We start from the raw sequence: 14,744 nt of genomic DNA, 5'->3' as shown, positions 1-14,744 counted from the left end.
CCCCGCCGAACACTACGGCGAGGTCGGGAGGAGGAGGGCCTAGACGCCCGGGTAGAGCTGTTCCAGGACGACGGCGACGCCGTCCTCGTCGTTGCTCGCGGTGACCTCGTCGGCGACGGCGAGCAGTTCCTCGTGGGCGTTGGCCATCGCCACGCCGCGGGCCGCCCAGCCGAACATCGGCACGTCGTTGGGCATGTCGCCGAAGGCGATGGTGTCGGCCCCGCGGACGCCCAGGCGGCGGGCGGCGACGGCCAGCCCGGTGGCCTTGGACAGGCCCAGCGGCAGCAGTTCGACCACTCCGGCGCCGGCCATCACGACGCCGACCAGGTCCCCGGCGACGCGGCGGGCGGCCTCGGCGAGCGCGTCGTCGGTCAGGCCGGGGTGCTGGATGTAGAGCTTGCTCACCGGGGCGTCGAGCAGCTGGTCGCGGTCGACCCGGACGACCGGGAGGTCGGAGCCGATCAGCAGCTCGTAGCCGGGGCCGGCCAGCACCTGGCCGTCCAGGCCGTCCTGGTTGGCGGCGACGGCCAGCGGGCCGGTCTCGGCCTCGATCTTGGCGATGGCGAGCCCGGCGAGCCGGCGGTCCAGGGTGAGGGAGGTGAGCAGCCGGTGCGCGCCGGCGTCGTACACCTGGGCGCCCTGGCCGCAGACGGCTATCCCGGTGTAGCCGATCTCGTCGAAGACCGGGCGGGCCCAGGCGGCGGAGCGGCCGGTGACGACGATGTGCAGCGCGCCCGCGCCGGTGGCCGTGGCCAGGGCGGCGCGGGTGCGCTCGGAGACGGTTTCCGTGCTGGTCAGCAGGGTGCCGTCGAGGTCGGTGGCGACCAGCCGGTAGGGCAGGTCGCCACCGCTCGGGCGCTCACCGTTGGGGGAGACGGGGCTGGGGCTGGTGGTGCTCATGGGCCGTACGTCTCCCGGGAGTTGCGGGTGGTGCGGGTGGCGCGGTGCTACTTGACCGGTTCGAGGACGGTCCGCCCGCCGAGGAACGGCCGCAGTGCCTCGGGCACGACCACCGAGCCGTCGGCCTGCTGGTGGTTCTCCAGGATCGCCACGATGGTGCGCGGGACGGCGACCAGGGTGCCGTTCAGGGTGGCCAGCGGGCGGGTCTTGCCCTCCTCGCGCATCCGGATGGCGAGCCGGCGGGCCTGGTACTCGGTGGTGTTGGAGGTCGAGGTGACCTCGCGGTACTTGCCCTGGGTCGGGATCCAGGCCTCGATGTCGAACTTGCGCGCGGCCGAGGCGCCGAGGTCGCCGGAGGCGACGTCGATCACCCGGTAGGGCAGCTCCAGCGCGTTGAGGAAGTCCTTCTCCCACTGGAGCAGGCGGCGGTGCTCGTTCTCGGCGTCCTCGGGAGTGGTGTAGACGAACATCTCCACCTTCTCGAACTGGTGGACGCGGATGATGCCGCGGGTGTCCTTGCCGTAGGTGCCGGCCTCGCGGCGGAAGCAGGACGAGTAGCCGGCGTAGCGCAGCGGCAGCTTCTCGGCGTCGAGGATCTCGTCCATGTGGTACGCGGCGAGCGGGACCTCGCTGGTGCCGACCAGGTACCGGTCGTCCTCGGCGAGGTGGTACACGTTCTCGGCGGCCTGGCCGAGGAAGCCGGTGCCGTCCATGGCGGCGGGCCGGACCAGGGTCGGGGTGATCATCGGGATGAAGCCGGCCGCGGTGGCCTGGGCGATGGCCATGTTGACCAGGGCGAGCTCCAGCAGCGCGCCGACGCCGGTCAGGTAGTAGGAGCGGGCGCCGGCGACCTTGGCACCGCGCTCGGTGTCGATCGCGCCCAGGATCTGGCCGAGCTCGACGTGGTCGCGCGGCTCGAAGCCCTCGGCGGCGAAGTCGCGCGGGGTGCCGATCTCCTCCAGGGTGACGAAGTCCTCCTCGCCGCCGACCGGGGCGGCCGGGTCGATGAGGTTCGCCAGCGAGCGGAGCAGGCGATCGGCCTCCTCCTTGGCCGCGCCCTGCTCGGCGTCCGCGGCCTTGACCTCGGCGGCCAGCTCCTTGGTGCGCTGCAGCAGGGCGGCCTTCTCCTCGCCCTTGGCCTGGGCGACCTGCTTGCCGAGCGTCCGCTGCTCGCTGCGCAGTTCGTCGAAGCGACTGCCCGAGGACCGGCGCCGTTCGTCGGCGGAGAGGAGGGCGTCGACCAGGTCGACGTCCTCGCCACGGACGCGCTGCGAGGCGCGCACTCGGTCAGGGTCCTCACGAAGCAGGCGAAGGTCAATCACAGGCCCAAGCGTACCGGGCGGAGGCTCATCCACCGGTACGGGTTTTCCCCTGGGGATAACCGCCCGGATCCTGTGGATAACTTCTGTGGGGAACGGGCGGGGCCGGGGTTATCCACAGGATCCGGGCGGTGCCTGTGGATTGAAGGGGAGGTTGGCCCTCCGATCACCGAAGCCAGGGAATTGAGGTTTCAAACCTCATTTGACCTTCTCGGGTGAGGGAATTGAAGCACTCGGACGGGTGATTTGCTGGCACACGGGTGACTCTGGTCCGATTAGTCATCTCTACGCCGCTAACCAATGATCCGACCGAAACCTGCAGTGGCTATACCGGTTTGTCGACTCATCCCCAGGCCTGTGGATAACTTTCGGCTGTGGATAGTCCCCGCCCCTGTGGATGGCGGGTTCCGGCGCCGCGGGCCCCTGTGGACGACGGGTGCGGTCACCCGCCCCCTTCCGCCCGGCCGGGAGAAAGCGATCGGAAAAGGGCGGAAAGACAAAGGGCATCGATCAGATGTCGTCACGATGCCCTCGCGTGGATCAGATGTCGCCGCGCCCGTCGAGGCACCGGGAGAGCCAGTCGGCGGCGGCCGTGAAATCGTCGTCCGAGGTCCCCGGCCGCCGGTGCGTGGAGACCTGCCGGTCGGCGCGCGGATAGGAGCCGAGGAACCGCACCTGCGGGCTGATCCGCTTCAGCCCCATCAGGGCCTCCGCCACCCGGCGCTCGGACAGGTGCCCCTCGCAGTCGATCAGGAAGCAGTAGTTGCCGATGCCCTCGCCGGTCGGCCGCGACTCGATCCGCATCAGGTTGACCCCGCGCACCGCGAACTCCTGGAGCAGCTCCAGCAGCGCGCCCGGGTGGTCGTCCGGCAGCCAGACCACCATCGAGGTCTTGTCCGCGCCGGTCGGCGAGGAGACCCGGCCCGGGCGGCCGACCAGGACGAACCGGGTGGTCGCGGTCTGCGCGTCCGCGATGTCCTTGACCAGCGGGTCCAGGCCGTAGATCGGCGCCGCGAACTCGCCCGCGAACGCCCCGTCGTAGCGGCCCTCGGCGACCAGCCGGGCGCCGTCCGCGTTGGAGGCGGCCGACTCCCACTGCGCGTCCGGCAGGTTGGCCGCCAGCCAGCGGCGCACCTGCGCCTGGGCCACCGGGTGGCTGGTCACCGTCTTGACCCCCGCCAGGTCGGTGCCCGGCCGCACCAGCAGCGCGAAGGAGATCGGCAGCAGCACCTCACGGTAGATCATCAGCGGTGCACCGGCGGCGAGTTCGTCATTGGTCGCGGTGACGGCGCCCTCGACCGAGTTCTCGATCGGGACGAACGCCCCGGAGGCGTCCCCGCCGCGCACCGCGTCCAGCACCAGCGGTACCGAGGCCAGCGGCACCAGCTCCCGGGTCGCGGCCTCGGGCAGGGTGCGCAGCGCAGCCTCGGTGAAGGTGCCGGCCGGACCGAGGTAGGTGTAGCGGGTGGCCGACATGACGCCTCCGTGGGAAACAGGGGGGAACCGGGGCAGGGGTGTTGCCGAAGAAGTCACCATAACGACTCCGCCCGTCGGCCAGGAAAGCGTTTCGGTGGCCGGGACCGGAGACTGCCGGGACCGGAGACCGCCGGGGGCGTGCTACTCGAAGAGCTGCTGGCCGAGGTAGCCGCCGGCCGGGACGCCCGGCGGCACCGCGTACAGGCCGCTGGCCTCGTGCCGCAGGAAGCGGGAGAGGCCGTCCCCCCGGGCCAGCTTGCGCTGCACCGGGGTGAAGCCCTTGCGCGGGTCGGCCTGGAAGGCGAGGAAGAGCAGCCCGGCGTCCGGCGAGCCGTCGGGCAGCAGGCCGTCGTGGTACGAGAACCCGCGCCGCAGCATCGCCGCCCCGCCGTTGGCGGCCGGGGCGGCCACCCGGACGTGCGCGTCGGCGGGGATCGCCAGCGCGCCGTCCGGGCCCTGCGCGGCCAGGTCGACGGGGGTGCGCTCGCCGGCCCCGGCGGGTGCGCCGAGCGGTGCGCCGTCCGACTTGCGCCGCCCGATCACCCGCTCCTGCCGGTCGGTCGGCAGCGCCTCCCAGTTGTCCAGCAGCATCCGGATCCGCCGGAACACCAGGTACGAGCCGCCGACGAGCCAGGCCGGCTGGTCCGGCCCGGCGGTGCAGAACACCTTGGCGGCGAAGCCGTCCTCGCCCGGCTGGGGGTTGTTGGTGCCGTCGATCTGGCCCATCAGGTTGCGGCCGGTCATCGGGCGCGCGGTGGCACCGGGCGTACGGGCGAAGCCGGCCGACTGCCAGCGCAGCGCCGCCGTGCCGGCCGCCTGGCGTTGCAGCACCCGCAGCGCGTGCACGGCCACCAGGGCGTCGTCGGCGCCGATCTGGACGAACAGGTCGCCGTCGCCGCGTGCGGGGTCGAGCGCGTCGGCGGGGAAGGGCGGCAGCGGTTCGAGCGCCTGCGGGCGGCGGTCGGCCAGCCCGGCCTTGTCGAACAGGGCGGCGCCGAAGCCGACGGTGAGGGTGAGCGAGCAGGGGCCGGCGTCCAGCGCCACCTGGTTGTCGGCGTCCTCGGCCGGCTCCCCGGCGGTCAGCCGCTCGGCGGTCTTCGTCCAGCGCTGGAGCAGGGCGCGCAGCCCGTCCCGGCCGGCGCCCTCGGCCAGGTCGAAGGCGGCCAGCTGGACCCGGGCCTGCTGGGGTTCGAGGATGCCGGCCTGGTGCTCGCCGTGGAACGGCACCCGGGCCGCGCCGAGCGCGCCGCCCGGCCCGGCGGCGGGCGCCGCGCCGGGGTGGCGGTCCAGGGCGACCGCCCCGGCGGCGCCGGCTCCGGCGCCGGCCAGCAGCCCGGCGCCGGCGGTGCCGAGCAGGGCCCGCCGGGTGAAGCCGGCGCGGCCGGGCGCCTGAGCACCCTGTGCTGCGGGCCTCGGCACCGTGGCCCGGTCCGCCGTGGCCCGGTCCGCCGTGGTGCGGTCCGTCGTGGTGCGGTCCGTCGAGGTGTGCTCCATCGCGGTCAGCCGATCTTGAACTGCTGGGTCGGGGTGGTCTGGTCGATGTCGGAGGAGCGGATCTGCACCGACACCACCCAGGTGCCGGCCAGCGGCAGCTGCGCGGTGCCGCTCCAGCGGCCGGTGCCCTCCGGGGTGAGCGCCACCGGCAACGGGCCGAGGTCGCGGTCCGGCAGGGTGAAGGCGAGCTGCACCTCGGGGACGTCCACCGGCTGCCCGTCCGCGCCGGTCAGCGCGAGGTGCACTTCGTTCGGACCGGTCCGGGCCGGGTTGAGGGTGACGGTCGCCGTCCCCTTGGCGTTCGGGGTGCGGCCCTTGGTGTCGTACGGGAGCTTGAGCTCCACGGTGCGGCCCGGCTCGGTCTGCGGGGCGGGCGCGCCCCCGGCGGCCGGTCCGGCGGCGGGTGCGACGGCACCGGCCTTGACCTCGCTCGCCACCCGCCCGGGCGGGGAGTTGGTGAGCATCGTGGTGACCACCAGCACCGCCACCGCGACGAGCGCCTCGACCAGCACCGAGCGGCGCAGCCCCGCCCGGGTCGGGGTCAGTCCGCGCTCGCGCCCGGCGCTCTCCCGGGCCGCCTGCTGGCGGGCCAGCTGGGCCTGCCGGAGCGGGTCCTCGGAGTGCGCGGCGGCGACGCCGACCGGCTCCGGCACAGCGGCCGGCTCGACCTCCGCCGCCTCGGCCGGGGCCGCGCGCAGCCGGGCCAGCCAGGTGCGGGAGAACCAGGCGGCGCCGAGCATCACGGCCACGCAGCCGGTCTTCACCAGCAGCAGCCGCCCGTACTCGGTGCCGGTCAGCGCGCCCCAGCTGCCGAGGCCGCGCCAGGACTGGTAGACGCCGGTGGCGGCCAGCACCGCGACCGAGCCGAAGGCGACCTTCGAGAAGCGGTCGACGACCTGCGCGCCGACACCCTCGCGCAGCGCGACCAGCAACGCGGCCAGGCCGCCCAGCCAGAGCGCCATCGCGATCAGGTGCAGCATGCCGAGCGGCAGCGACAGCCAGACCTGGATGCCGACCGAGGCGTGGTCGGCGCCGACCCAGGTCGCCGCCAGGGCGATCGAGAGCACCAGCCCGGCGACGCCGAGGCCCAGCCGGGCCTCGCGTTGCGGCCGCTCGGCGGCGCGCTGCTCCAGCTCCCGCAGCTCGGCCTCCTCGGCCTCCTCGTCGCTCGCGCCTCCGGCGCTCCCCGTGCTCCCGGCGCCGCCGGGCCGCACCGCCGGCCGGGCCGGCTGCCCCAACTGGCCGACCAGCAGCGACAGGAACACCCCGCTCGCCGCGAGCAGCAGCAGCCGGGCGGCCAGCGCGGTGCCGATCCGCTCGTCCAGGGTGGCGCGCACCAGCGACAGGTCGAGGGCCTTGCCGATCCCCGAACCGCGCTCGTACGGGCCGCGCAGCATCAGCACCGCGACGGTGGAGGCCAGCAGCGCCGCCCAGCCGGTCATCAGCAGCCGCTGCATCCGGCGCCGGGCGGCGCCCTCCGGCCAGCAGATCAGCACGAACGCGGCGACGCCGGCGAGCAGCGCGAACGCCGCGTACGCGACGGTGCGCCCGGTGCCGTAGAGGGCGGAGACCAGGCCGTCGGCCTTGGCGCCCTGGAGCGCGGTGGCGGACACCGAGGTGTCCGAGGGCGCGCCGATGGAGAAGGTGAACGCGCCGCCGATCGGGTGCGAGTCCTCCGAGACGGCCCGCCAGGCGACGGTGTACGTGCCGTTGGCGAGCCCGCTGTTCAGTCCGACCCGGGCGGTGTCCGCCTTGCCGTCGGCGTGCCCGGGGTTGCCGGTGTCCACCGCCTTGCCGGCCGGGTCGAGCACCCGCACCGAGTCGCTGGACAGCGACACGGACTCGCTGAAGGTCAGCGTGACCGCCTGCGGGGCGGTGGCGACCACCGAGTTCTGGTGCGGGTCGGTGGACTCCAGGGTGGCGTGCGCGGCGGCCGGTCCGGCGCCGGCGAGCATCAGCGCGAGCAGCACGCCGAGCGTCCCGAGCAGTCCGGCGATGCGGCGGTGGGCGGCCTTCTCCATGCTGGCGGTCCCCTTAACTCTGGCCGGGGCGGTAGGTGAGCTCCTTGACCGGCACCTTGACCGACAGGGTGCCGGACTTGGCGAAGGTCAGGTCGAGCTCCAGCTCGTCGCCGAGGGCGGGGGCCTTCTGCCATCCCATGATCATCAGGTGGGTGCCGCCGCGGGCGAACTCCAACGCGCCGTGCGCGGGCACGTCCAGGCTCGGGACCTGCTCCATGCTCGACGGGGTCGAGCGGTGCATGGTGACGGACTCGGCGCCCGGGCTGCTCACCTTGACCAGCTGGTCCTGCCCGCCGTCGTTGCGGACGGTCAGGTAGCCGGCGGCCATCCCGCCGGCCGGGGGCAGCGGGATGTAGGAGTCGGCGACGCTCAGCTTCGCCGCCCCGCCGCCGGCACCGCCCTGACCGCCTGCCCCGCAGGCGACCAGGATGGCGCCGCCGCCCAGGGCCGTCGCCAGTACCGCGCCCGTGAGCGCCGTCCGTCGGAAGCCGAGGGTCGCGCGGCCGGCCGGGGCGTGGCCGGTCGAGGCCTTCATGCCGCGACCCCCTTGGCGAGCAGCGGCAGGTCGTGCTCGTAGGTCTTCTCCTCGGTGCCGCTCAGGTAGAGCACGTGCGCCTTGTCGTCCGAGGGGAGGAAGGCCAGCACCTGCGCGCCGTGGGTCGAGGTGACGGTGCCGTCCGCGTTGACCACCGGGTCCTCGATCATGATGCCGAGCGACCTGGCGGCCGTCTTCACCTTGGCCAGGTCGCCGGTCAGGCCTATGAAGTCGCTGCCCATCGAGTCCAGCCAGGTGCGCAGCACCTTGGGGGTGTCGCGCTGCGGGTCGGTGGAGACGAAGACGACGTTGACCTTCTGCCGCTCCTCGGCCGGGAGCGCCTTCATCGCGACGCCGATGTCGCCCATGGTGGTCGGGCAGACGTCCGGGCAGCTGGTGTAGCCGAAGAACAGCAGCGTGGTCTTGCCGTTGGTCTGCTGCCGCAGGTCGTACGGCTGGCCGGAGGTGTCGGTCAGCTGGAGGTCGGGCTTCTCGAAGTTCTTGGTGAGCACCGTGCCCTGGTACGGCGAGTCGGACTTCTGCTGGACGACCTTGGCGGCGGTCGAGCCGCCCCCGGAGGAGCCGCAGGCGGTCAGCGTCAGGGCGGCGGCGAGCGCGACGGCGGCCGCGCCGGCCAGGCGGGTGGTGCGGGTGGTGCGGAGCATGGGAGATCCGATCGTGCGGGGTGGGACCGCCGGCGGGACCGTACCCGGGGCGTGGGTACGGCCCCGCCGGCGGGGTGGGTCAGGAGGCGGAGCCGCTGCTCCGGCGGCGCAGGCCGAGCACGCCGACGGCGGTGCCGATCACGCCGACCACGATGCCGACCACGCCGAGCACCCGGGCGGTGGAGTCGCTGGACTTGGCGCCGGCCGGGGCCGCGGCGTGGTCGGAGCTGTCGCCATGGGCGCCCGCGGAGGGGGAGGCAGTGACGCCGCCGTGGGCGTCCTCACCGGCGGCGGCCTTGGTGAGCTTCAGGACGGGGGCCGGGTGGGCCGGCTCGGGCTGGCCGTCCTTGGACTCGTCGATCCAGCGGACGATGTCGCCGTTGTCGTAGGTCTGCAGGGTCTTGAAGACCATGCTGTCGGCGTCGGACGGCAGCGGGCCGATCGAGACCCGGAACTCCTGGAACTGACCGGGGGCGATCTTGGTGCCGGCGTCGGCGGTCCAGGTGATCTTGGAGACGGCCTCGTTGACGTCGCTGCCGTGCACCTTGATCGGCTTGTCGAGCTTCGCCTTCTCGACGGTCGCGGTCCAGCCCGGCAGCGGCAGGGTGCGGACGGAGGCCAGCGGGTGGTCCAGCGGGAGGTTGACCTCCAGCTTCACCGTGCCGGCGGCGTCGCTCTCGTTCGGCACCCGGAAGTCGACGGCCGTGTAGCCGCCCTGGGCGGCCGCACCCGGGTTCACGGTGACGTGCGCGAACGCGGGACCGGCCAGCGCCACCACGGAGGCGGCGGCGGTGAGGGCGACGGCGGCGAGACGGCGGGTGGGAAGGGAACGCATGATGCGGTGTCTCCGATCGGAGCTCGGCGGACCGGCCCGCGTCCGGGCGACGGGAAGACCGTGCCTCGGCGGGGCCGCGCGTGGGGACGTGCTGGGGACGTGTGGGGCGGAACCGGGGGCCGTCGGCGTGTCGGGGACACACGGGATGTCGGGGACACGCGGGACCGGCCCGGGACGCTGCGCACGACCGGGGCCCGACACGAACGGGGCGCCAGGAGCCGGATCAGTACGCGAAGGCCCCGAGCGGCGGACCGCGCCGCACCACGCTGTGCCGCAGCGCGGCACCCGCCGGAAGCGGACTCTCCCCGCCCCGGACGCCGAACCGGCGGGCCGGACCGGCCGCGCCGAACAGGCCGCGCAGCAGCGCCGCCACCAGCACCAGCGCCGACCGCAGCGGCGCCGCCCAGTGCTCCCGGGCCGCCGACGCGGTCACCCGCACCAGCCGCCACAGCGCCGCCTCACCGCGCCGCAGCCACCAGCCCGCGACCAGCGCGGCGGCCAGGTGCCCGGCCAGCATCGACGGCGTCATCCCGAACACGCCGCCCTGCCACCACGGGGCGACGGCGTACGCGTTCGGGTCCAGGCCCGCCGAGGAGACCAGCTGCTCGGCGGTCGGGCTCCCCGGCAGGCCGGCCAGCGTGCCGGGGCGCGCCTCGTTGCAGATCAGCCGGCCCGCCACGGTCGGCAGGGTCAGCGGACCGGAGCCGCCGTGGTGCATGCCGGCCATGCCGCCGATCGCGGCGTGGCCGTTGAAGCTGTGGAACAGGCAGTGCAGCCCGAGCTGCCCCGCGCCCAGCGCACCGGCGATGGCCGTCAGCGAACGCTCCCGCCCACCGCAGGCCACCGCGAGCACCAGCACCGCGGCGAAGCCCGTCGCCAACGCGGCCGGCGGCACGTTCCCGCCACCCGCCAGGGCGTGCCCGGCAGCCGCTATCAACGTGCACACCAGGGCGAACGGGACGGCCCGGGCAAGCCGCAGGTCCCAGGCGGCGGCCCCCACCGGCGCATCCGGTGCGAGGGCGCCCGGGAGCGGGGCGGCGGGGAGGGCAGTCATGGCCGAGACATCATCTCACCGCCTACCTCGCCCGCGTGGGCAGGGTGGGAAATCCCTACGAATGCCCCGTTCGGCAGCGGCGTGCAGGCCGGCGAGTGCGCCACTCGGCACAATCCACGGCCTCAGTCCATCCGCCGAACGGGCGGCAGCGGGCCCCGGGCACGGTTCACCGCCGAATCGCCCGGAGATACCTAGTTGTATGTGGAGCCGCAGCCAGGAGGGACCTCCCGTGGACATCTGGTGGACTCTGCACCTCAAGCGCGACCCGGCCAGCGTCCCGCTGGCCCGGCGCATCCTGCTCGGTGCCATGGCGACGGCGGGCGTCGACCCGCAGATCGCCCACGACCTCGGCGTCGCCCTCAGCGAGGCCTGCGCCAACGCCGTCGAGCACGGCGCCTGCGGGCGGCCCGACGGCGGCTTCCAGGTCACCGCCTCGATCAGCGGCGACCGCCTGCGGATCGAGGTCACCGACTCCGGCCCCGGCCTGCCCGGCCCCGTCGGCACCCCCGCCCCGGCGCTGCGCCGCCGCCCCGTCCCCCCGCCGCCGCCCCGCCCGGCCGCGCACCGCCGCCCCCGCCGCGGCCGCGCCACCGTCCCGGCCCGCGTCCTCACCGCCCACCAGCCCCGGCGCGACGGCCACCCCTACGACACCCACGTCCTCCCCGCCCGCCCCACGGCGCCCACGCTGCGCCCCGTGGACCTCGACACCCTCCCGGACCTCACCGCCGAATCCGGCCGGGGCCTCTTCCTCATCCACGCCCTCACCGACCACGTCCAGCTCCGCAACCACCCGCTCCGGGGCGCCATCGTGAGCTTCGACAAGATCCTCAAGTGGCAGGACGGCGCCTTGTTGCGGGCAGCGTCCTGACACGGCGAACCGATGACGACGGACTGATACGACGAACGCCGGGGGCGCGGACCACGGTCCGCGCCCCCGGCGTTCACCCGGGTGCAGGGGTCAGCTGTGCGCGCCGGCCTTGCGGCGGCGCAGGACGAACACGGTGCCCGCGCCGGCCGCCAGGACGGCGGCGCCGCCGAGGGCGATCGGCAGGGTGTTGGAGTCGGTGCCGGTCTCGGCCAGGTGCGGGCCCGCCGACGGCGAGGCGGAAGCCGAACCGTGGGCGGCGGCCGCGGGGGTCGTGGCGCCACCGGCCTCGGCGACCCGGAACTCGCCCTCGAAGGGGTTGTAGAACTGGGTGCAGGCGTTCGGCTTGTTGTTGGCCGGGGTGGGCACCTTGTCGTTGTCGAACGCGTCGGAGCCGGCGTCGTAGTTGGCGCCGTACTTCCCGACCGGGGCCTTGGCGGTGGCGGCGATCCGGACCTGGTAGGTGATCTTCTCGCCCTTGGCCAGCTTGAGGTCCGGCGACTGGAGGGAGCGGTCGTCGAGCTTTGCGGGCTTCCAGCCGGAGCCGGTGTTCAGCTGCACGTCGAAGAACTCGGTGCTCCACTGGACGGGGTAGTCCCCGTCGAACTCGTCGGTGACGTAGAGCGAGTTGTGGACGGCGGGCAGATCGACGCCGCTGTTGTTCTGCCAGGTCACGCTCAGCTCGGCGGCCGGTCCGCCCTTGACCAGGGTGGTGCCGTACAGGCCGGAGCCGGTGACCTTGAGCAGCGGGCTCTGGTAGACGCCGCCGTGGCACCGGTCGCTGGTGGTCGGGGTCGGCGTCGGCAGGGTGGACGGCCGGTTGGTGGGGGTGGCCGTCGCGGTGCGGCTGGGGGTGGTGCTTGGAGTCGCCGTGGCCGGGGCGCTCGGGGTGGTGCTCGGGGCCGGGGTGCTCGGCGCGGGGGCGCTCGGGGTGGCCGTGGTGGAGGTGGGGGGCGGAGAGGAGGGGACTCCGACCGCACTCGCGCTGACGGCGCCGACCGTGGTGCCGAAGGAGAGCGCCATCAGCGCGGACGCGGCCAGAAGGCGAGAAGAGCGCACGTTGAGAAGCTCCAGATTGGGGTAAATGGGGTTGATTTCGGGCGACTTGAGGCCTCCGGCAGGGCCGTCGGCGCGGGTCGCGCCCGCGAACCCTACCGGTTGCGGATGGCTGGTTTCGATCGGATTTGGCGCTAAGTGATCGATGCTGCCCAGCACGCCCGTTCGGCCACCGGTTGCCGGGGTGGCCGGGGGGCCGGACGATGGCCGCATGAAGCACCAGATGCGAGCCGAGTACGGGGCCGGGGGTGCGACCGGCGGGGTGCGGTTGTGGCACATGGTCCGGGGGGCGGAGAGCGTGGCGATGTGCGGCCGGGAGCTCGACCCGGGCGCGCAGGTGCGGGAGCCGGTGGACTGGGGCAAGACGCCGGAGCTGTGCTGCCACACCTGCGGGGCGTACTACCTGCGCGAGACGCCGTACCTGTCGGCCGAACACCAGTAGCGCGCCAACGGGTGGTCTACCGTGATCGGCATGGAGCAACCCCTCGCCCGGCCGCGGTCGTTGACCCGTGAGGCCGCCGGGCTGCGGTCCGGCGCACCGGGCCTGTCCGAGCACGTCGACCGGTTCTGCGGGCTGGTCGAGCGGGTGGATCCGCTGATCCACGCGTTCGTCCCGGAGCCGGGGCGGCACGAGCGGCTGCGCGCGCAGGCGCGGGCGCTGGCCGCGCGGTACCCCGAGCCGGCCGGGCGGCCGCCGCTGTACGGGGTGACGGTGGGGGTCAAGGACATCGTGCACGTGGACGGGCTGCCCACGCACGGCGGTTCGGCGCTGCCGCCGGGGGTCCTGGCGGGGCCGCAGGCCGTGGTGGTGGACCGGCTGCGGGCGGCCGGGGCGCTGGTCGCCGGCAAGACGGTGACCGCCGAGTTCGCGGCGAGCGCGCCGGGACCGACCCGCAACCCGCACCATCCCGGGCACACCCCGGGCGGCTCCAGCAGCGGGTCGGCGGCGGCGGTCGCGGCGGGGCTGGTGCCGCTGGCGGTCGGCACCCAGACGGTGGGATCGGTGATCCGGCCCGCCGCGTACTGCGGGGTGGTGGGCTTCCGGCCCACGTACGGGCGGATCCCGATGGCCGGGGTGATCCCGAACGCGCCGAGCTTCGACACCCTGGGGGTGTTCACGGCCGACCTGGCCGGGGCGGCCCTGGCGGCCGCACTGCTCTGCGACGACTGGCGGGGCGACGACTGGCGCGGCGGGCCGGCGGCCGGGGGCCGGCCGGTGCTCGGGGTCCCGGACGGCGCGTACCTGGAGCGGGCCGAGCCGGCGGCACTGCGCGCCTTCGAGGAGAGCCTGGAGCGCCTGGCGCAGGCCGGCCTGACGGTGCGCCGGGTGCCGCTGTTCCCGGACTTCGCCGGGATCACCCGGCAGTTGCAGACGATCAACCGCTTCGAGCTGGCCCGCGGCCACGCCGACTGGTTCGCCCGGTTCGGCGGCCTGTACCGGCCGGAGACGGCGGCGAGCATCCGGGTCGGCCAGGGCGTCGCGGCAGAGGACCGGGCGGCCGCGCTCCAGGCCCGGGAGCGGTTGCGCGAGCGGGTCGCCCGGGCGACCGCCGAGGCCGGAGTGGACCTGTGGCTGGCGCCGTCGGCGACCGGCGGGGCGCCGGAGGGCCTGCACACCACCGGGGACCCGGTGATGTCGCTGCCGTGGAGCTACCTGGGCCTGCCCGCGCTGAGCCTGCCGGCCGGGCGGACGGCGGAGGGGTTGCCGCTGGGCCTCCAGGTGGTCGGCGCGGCGGGCGGCGACGAGCGGCTGCTGGCCCAGGCGGCTTTCCTGGAAGCGGCGCTGGGCGGAGAAGCCCGGATCCTGTCCTAGAAGCTTCCTAGGCGAGCGCCGGGTCGGCCGGGTCGGTGGCCTCGGCGCGCAGCAGGCGCAGCAGGAGGCGGCCGGCCCGCTGGTAGGGGGTGTCCTCGTCGTGCAGCACGGCCTGCGAGTTGGCCGTCTCCAGGAGGGCGATCAGGGCGAAGGCGAGGTCGTCGAGGTCGGTGCCGGGCCGCAGGCCGCCGGTGGCGCGGGCCTCGGCGAGGGCGTCGGCGATCACCTGGCGCCACTCGCGGGCGCAGTCGGCGAGGGCGTCCCGGACGGCGCCGGGGCGGGCGTCGAACTCGGCGGTGACCTCGTAGAAGAAGCAGCCGCCGGGGAAGACCCGGGCCCGGGAGTAGGCGAGCCAGCTCTCGCAGAGGGCGCGGGCCCGGGCGAGGCCGGGCGGGGTGTCGGCGACCGGGGCGACGACGGCGTCGGCGAAGATGCGGCGGGCGGCGCGGACGGTGGCGAGCTGGAGCTCCTCCTTGGAGCCGAAGCCGGCGAACACGCCGCTCTTGCTGAGCCCGAGGTCGGTGGCGAGGCGACCGATGGAGAGCGCGCCGAGGCCTTCGACGGAGGCGATCGCGACGGCGCGGTGCAGCACCGCCCGGCGGGTCTCCTCGCCGCGCAGGACCCGTCCGTCCGTGGTCGATCCGGCCATCGGCCACCTCAGTTCTCGTCGTCGCCGTCGCCGTCGCGGTGCGTGCCGCCAGGGTAGCCCGG

14 protein-coding genes are annotated in these 14,744 nt (G+C 74.7%); 3 read left to right on the top strand and 11 right to left on the bottom strand.

Going from position 1 to position 14,744, the window contains the following annotated elements; all coding sequences use genetic code 11:
- Positions 1 to 39: 39 nt before the first annotated feature.
- The 9 genes from AC07AL_RS13145 to AC07AL_RS13105 form a co-directional block, all read right to left on the bottom strand.
- Positions 40 to 900 (bottom strand): HAD family hydrolase, encoded by an 861-nt coding sequence (locus AC07AL_RS13145; protein ID WP_400985449.1) that lies wholly within the window; start codon positions 898 to 900, stop codon positions 40 to 42.
- Between the two features lie 47 nt (positions 901 to 947).
- Complete coding sequence (gene serS / locus AC07AL_RS13140; RefSeq protein WP_363581482.1) at positions 948 to 2,222, bottom strand: serine--tRNA ligase; 1,275 nt, start codon at positions 2,220 to 2,222, stop codon at positions 948 to 950.
- A 537-nt stretch (positions 2,223 to 2,759) separates the two neighbouring features.
- Positions 2,760 to 3,695 carry a prephenate dehydratase gene (gene pheA / locus AC07AL_RS13135; RefSeq protein ID WP_363581480.1) on the bottom strand — a complete coding sequence of 312 codons (936 nt, stop codon included), beginning with the start codon at positions 3,693 to 3,695 and terminating at the stop codon, positions 2,760 to 2,762.
- Between the two features lie 141 nt (positions 3,696 to 3,836).
- A complete protein-coding gene (gene efeB, locus AC07AL_RS13130; RefSeq protein ID WP_478317424.1) occupies positions 3,837 to 5,189 on the bottom strand; it encodes an iron uptake transporter deferrochelatase/peroxidase subunit in 1,353 nt (450 codons plus the stop codon).
- 5 nt (positions 5,190 to 5,194) lie between these two features.
- Positions 5,195 to 7,210 (bottom strand): copper resistance CopC/CopD family protein, encoded by a 2,016-nt coding sequence (locus tag AC07AL_RS13125; RefSeq protein WP_478317423.1) that lies wholly within the window; start codon positions 7,208 to 7,210, stop codon positions 5,195 to 5,197.
- Positions 7,211 to 7,223: 13 nt separating this feature from the next.
- Positions 7,224 to 7,745 carry a copper chaperone PCu(A)C gene (locus AC07AL_RS13120; RefSeq protein WP_363581474.1) on the bottom strand — a complete coding sequence of 174 codons (522 nt, stop codon included), beginning with the start codon at positions 7,743 to 7,745 and terminating at the stop codon, positions 7,224 to 7,226.
- Positions 7,742 to 8,410 (bottom strand): SCO family protein, encoded by a 669-nt coding sequence (locus AC07AL_RS13115; RefSeq protein ID WP_363581472.1) that lies wholly within the window; start codon positions 8,408 to 8,410, stop codon positions 7,742 to 7,744. Before AC07AL_RS13115 ends, AC07AL_RS13120 begins: the two co-directional genes overlap by 4 nt.
- Positions 8,411 to 8,489: 79 nt before the next feature.
- Complete coding sequence (locus tag AC07AL_RS13110) at positions 8,490 to 9,245, bottom strand: YcnI family copper-binding membrane protein (protein WP_363581470.1); 756 nt, start codon at positions 9,243 to 9,245, stop codon at positions 8,490 to 8,492.
- Positions 9,246 to 9,468: 223 nt separating this feature from the next.
- On the bottom strand, positions 9,469 to 10,299 hold the full coding sequence (locus AC07AL_RS13105; RefSeq protein ID WP_363581468.1) for a hypothetical protein: 831 nt from the start codon (positions 10,297 to 10,299) through the stop codon (positions 9,469 to 9,471).
- A 229-nt stretch (positions 10,300 to 10,528) separates the two neighbouring features.
- On the opposite strand from AC07AL_RS13105, the gene AC07AL_RS13100 reads away from it, so the two are divergent.
- Positions 10,529 to 11,167: an ATP-binding protein gene (locus tag AC07AL_RS13100; RefSeq protein WP_400804451.1), complete on the top strand. Its 639-nt coding sequence runs from the start codon at positions 10,529 to 10,531 to the stop codon at positions 11,165 to 11,167.
- A gap of 90 nt (positions 11,168 to 11,257) precedes the next feature.
- Here the strand turns inward: AC07AL_RS13100 and AC07AL_RS13095 are convergent, their stop codons facing one another.
- Positions 11,258 to 12,223 (bottom strand): LAETG motif-containing sortase-dependent surface protein, encoded by a 966-nt coding sequence (locus tag AC07AL_RS13095; protein WP_478317422.1) that lies wholly within the window; start codon positions 12,221 to 12,223, stop codon positions 11,258 to 11,260.
- A gap of 208 nt (positions 12,224 to 12,431) precedes the next feature.
- Here AC07AL_RS13095 and AC07AL_RS13090 point away from each other — a divergent pair, with 208 nt between their 5' ends.
- Together AC07AL_RS13090 and AC07AL_RS13085 are read left to right on the top strand one after the other, a co-directional pair.
- On the top strand, positions 12,432 to 12,662 hold the full coding sequence (locus AC07AL_RS13090; protein WP_350880659.1) for a hypothetical protein: 231 nt from the start codon (positions 12,432 to 12,434) through the stop codon (positions 12,660 to 12,662).
- A 30-nt stretch (positions 12,663 to 12,692) separates the two neighbouring features.
- Entirely contained in the window at positions 12,693 to 14,033 is a 1,341-nt protein-coding gene (locus AC07AL_RS13085) for an amidase (RefSeq protein WP_478317421.1), read from the top strand.
- A 7-nt stretch (positions 14,034 to 14,040) separates the two neighbouring features.
- On the opposite strand, the gene AC07AL_RS13080 is transcribed toward AC07AL_RS13085, so the two are convergent.
- Positions 14,041 to 14,682: a TetR/AcrR family transcriptional regulator gene (locus tag AC07AL_RS13080; protein ID WP_363581458.1), complete on the bottom strand. Its 642-nt coding sequence runs from the start codon at positions 14,680 to 14,682 to the stop codon at positions 14,041 to 14,043.
- Positions 14,683 to 14,744 lie beyond the last annotated feature (62 nt).

It is taken from the genome of Kitasatospora sp. NPDC043949 (assembly GCF_056435365.1).
This window is presented reverse-complemented; position numbering and strand designations above follow the sequence as displayed.

Bases quoted from the DNA above. Each gene is read 5' to 3' on its own strand.
- AC07AL_RS13090 (WP_350880659.1), top strand. From the start codon at position 12,432: ATGAAGCACCAGATGCGAGCCGAGTACGGGGCCGGGGGTGCGACCGGC.
- AC07AL_RS13105 (WP_363581468.1), bottom strand. From the start codon at position 10,299: ATGACTGCCCTCCCCGCCGCCCCGCTCCCGGGCGCCCTCGCACCGGAT.
- AC07AL_RS13080 (WP_363581458.1), bottom strand. From the start codon at position 14,682: ATGGCCGGATCGACCACGGACGGACGGGTCCTGCGCGGCGAGGAGACC.
- AC07AL_RS13115 (WP_363581472.1), bottom strand. From the start codon at position 8,410: ATGCTCCGCACCACCCGCACCACCCGCCTGGCCGGCGCGGCCGCCGTC.
- efeB (WP_478317424.1), bottom strand. From the start codon at position 5,189: ATGGAGCACACCTCGACGGACCGCACCACGACGGACCGCACCACGGCG.
- AC07AL_RS13125 (WP_478317423.1), bottom strand. From the start codon at position 7,210: ATGGAGAAGGCCGCCCACCGCCGCATCGCCGGACTGCTCGGGACGCTC.
- AC07AL_RS13145 (WP_400985449.1), bottom strand. From the start codon at position 900: ATGAGCACCACCAGCCCCAGCCCCGTCTCCCCCAACGGTGAGCGCCCG.
- AC07AL_RS13085 (WP_478317421.1), top strand. From the start codon at position 12,693: ATGGAGCAACCCCTCGCCCGGCCGCGGTCGTTGACCCGTGAGGCCGCC.
- AC07AL_RS13110 (WP_363581470.1), bottom strand. From the start codon at position 9,245: ATGCGTTCCCTTCCCACCCGCCGTCTCGCCGCCGTCGCCCTCACCGCC.
- AC07AL_RS13120 (WP_363581474.1), bottom strand. From the start codon at position 7,745: ATGAAGGCCTCGACCGGCCACGCCCCGGCCGGCCGCGCGACCCTCGGC.
- pheA (WP_363581480.1), bottom strand. From the start codon at position 3,695: ATGTCGGCCACCCGCTACACCTACCTCGGTCCGGCCGGCACCTTCACC.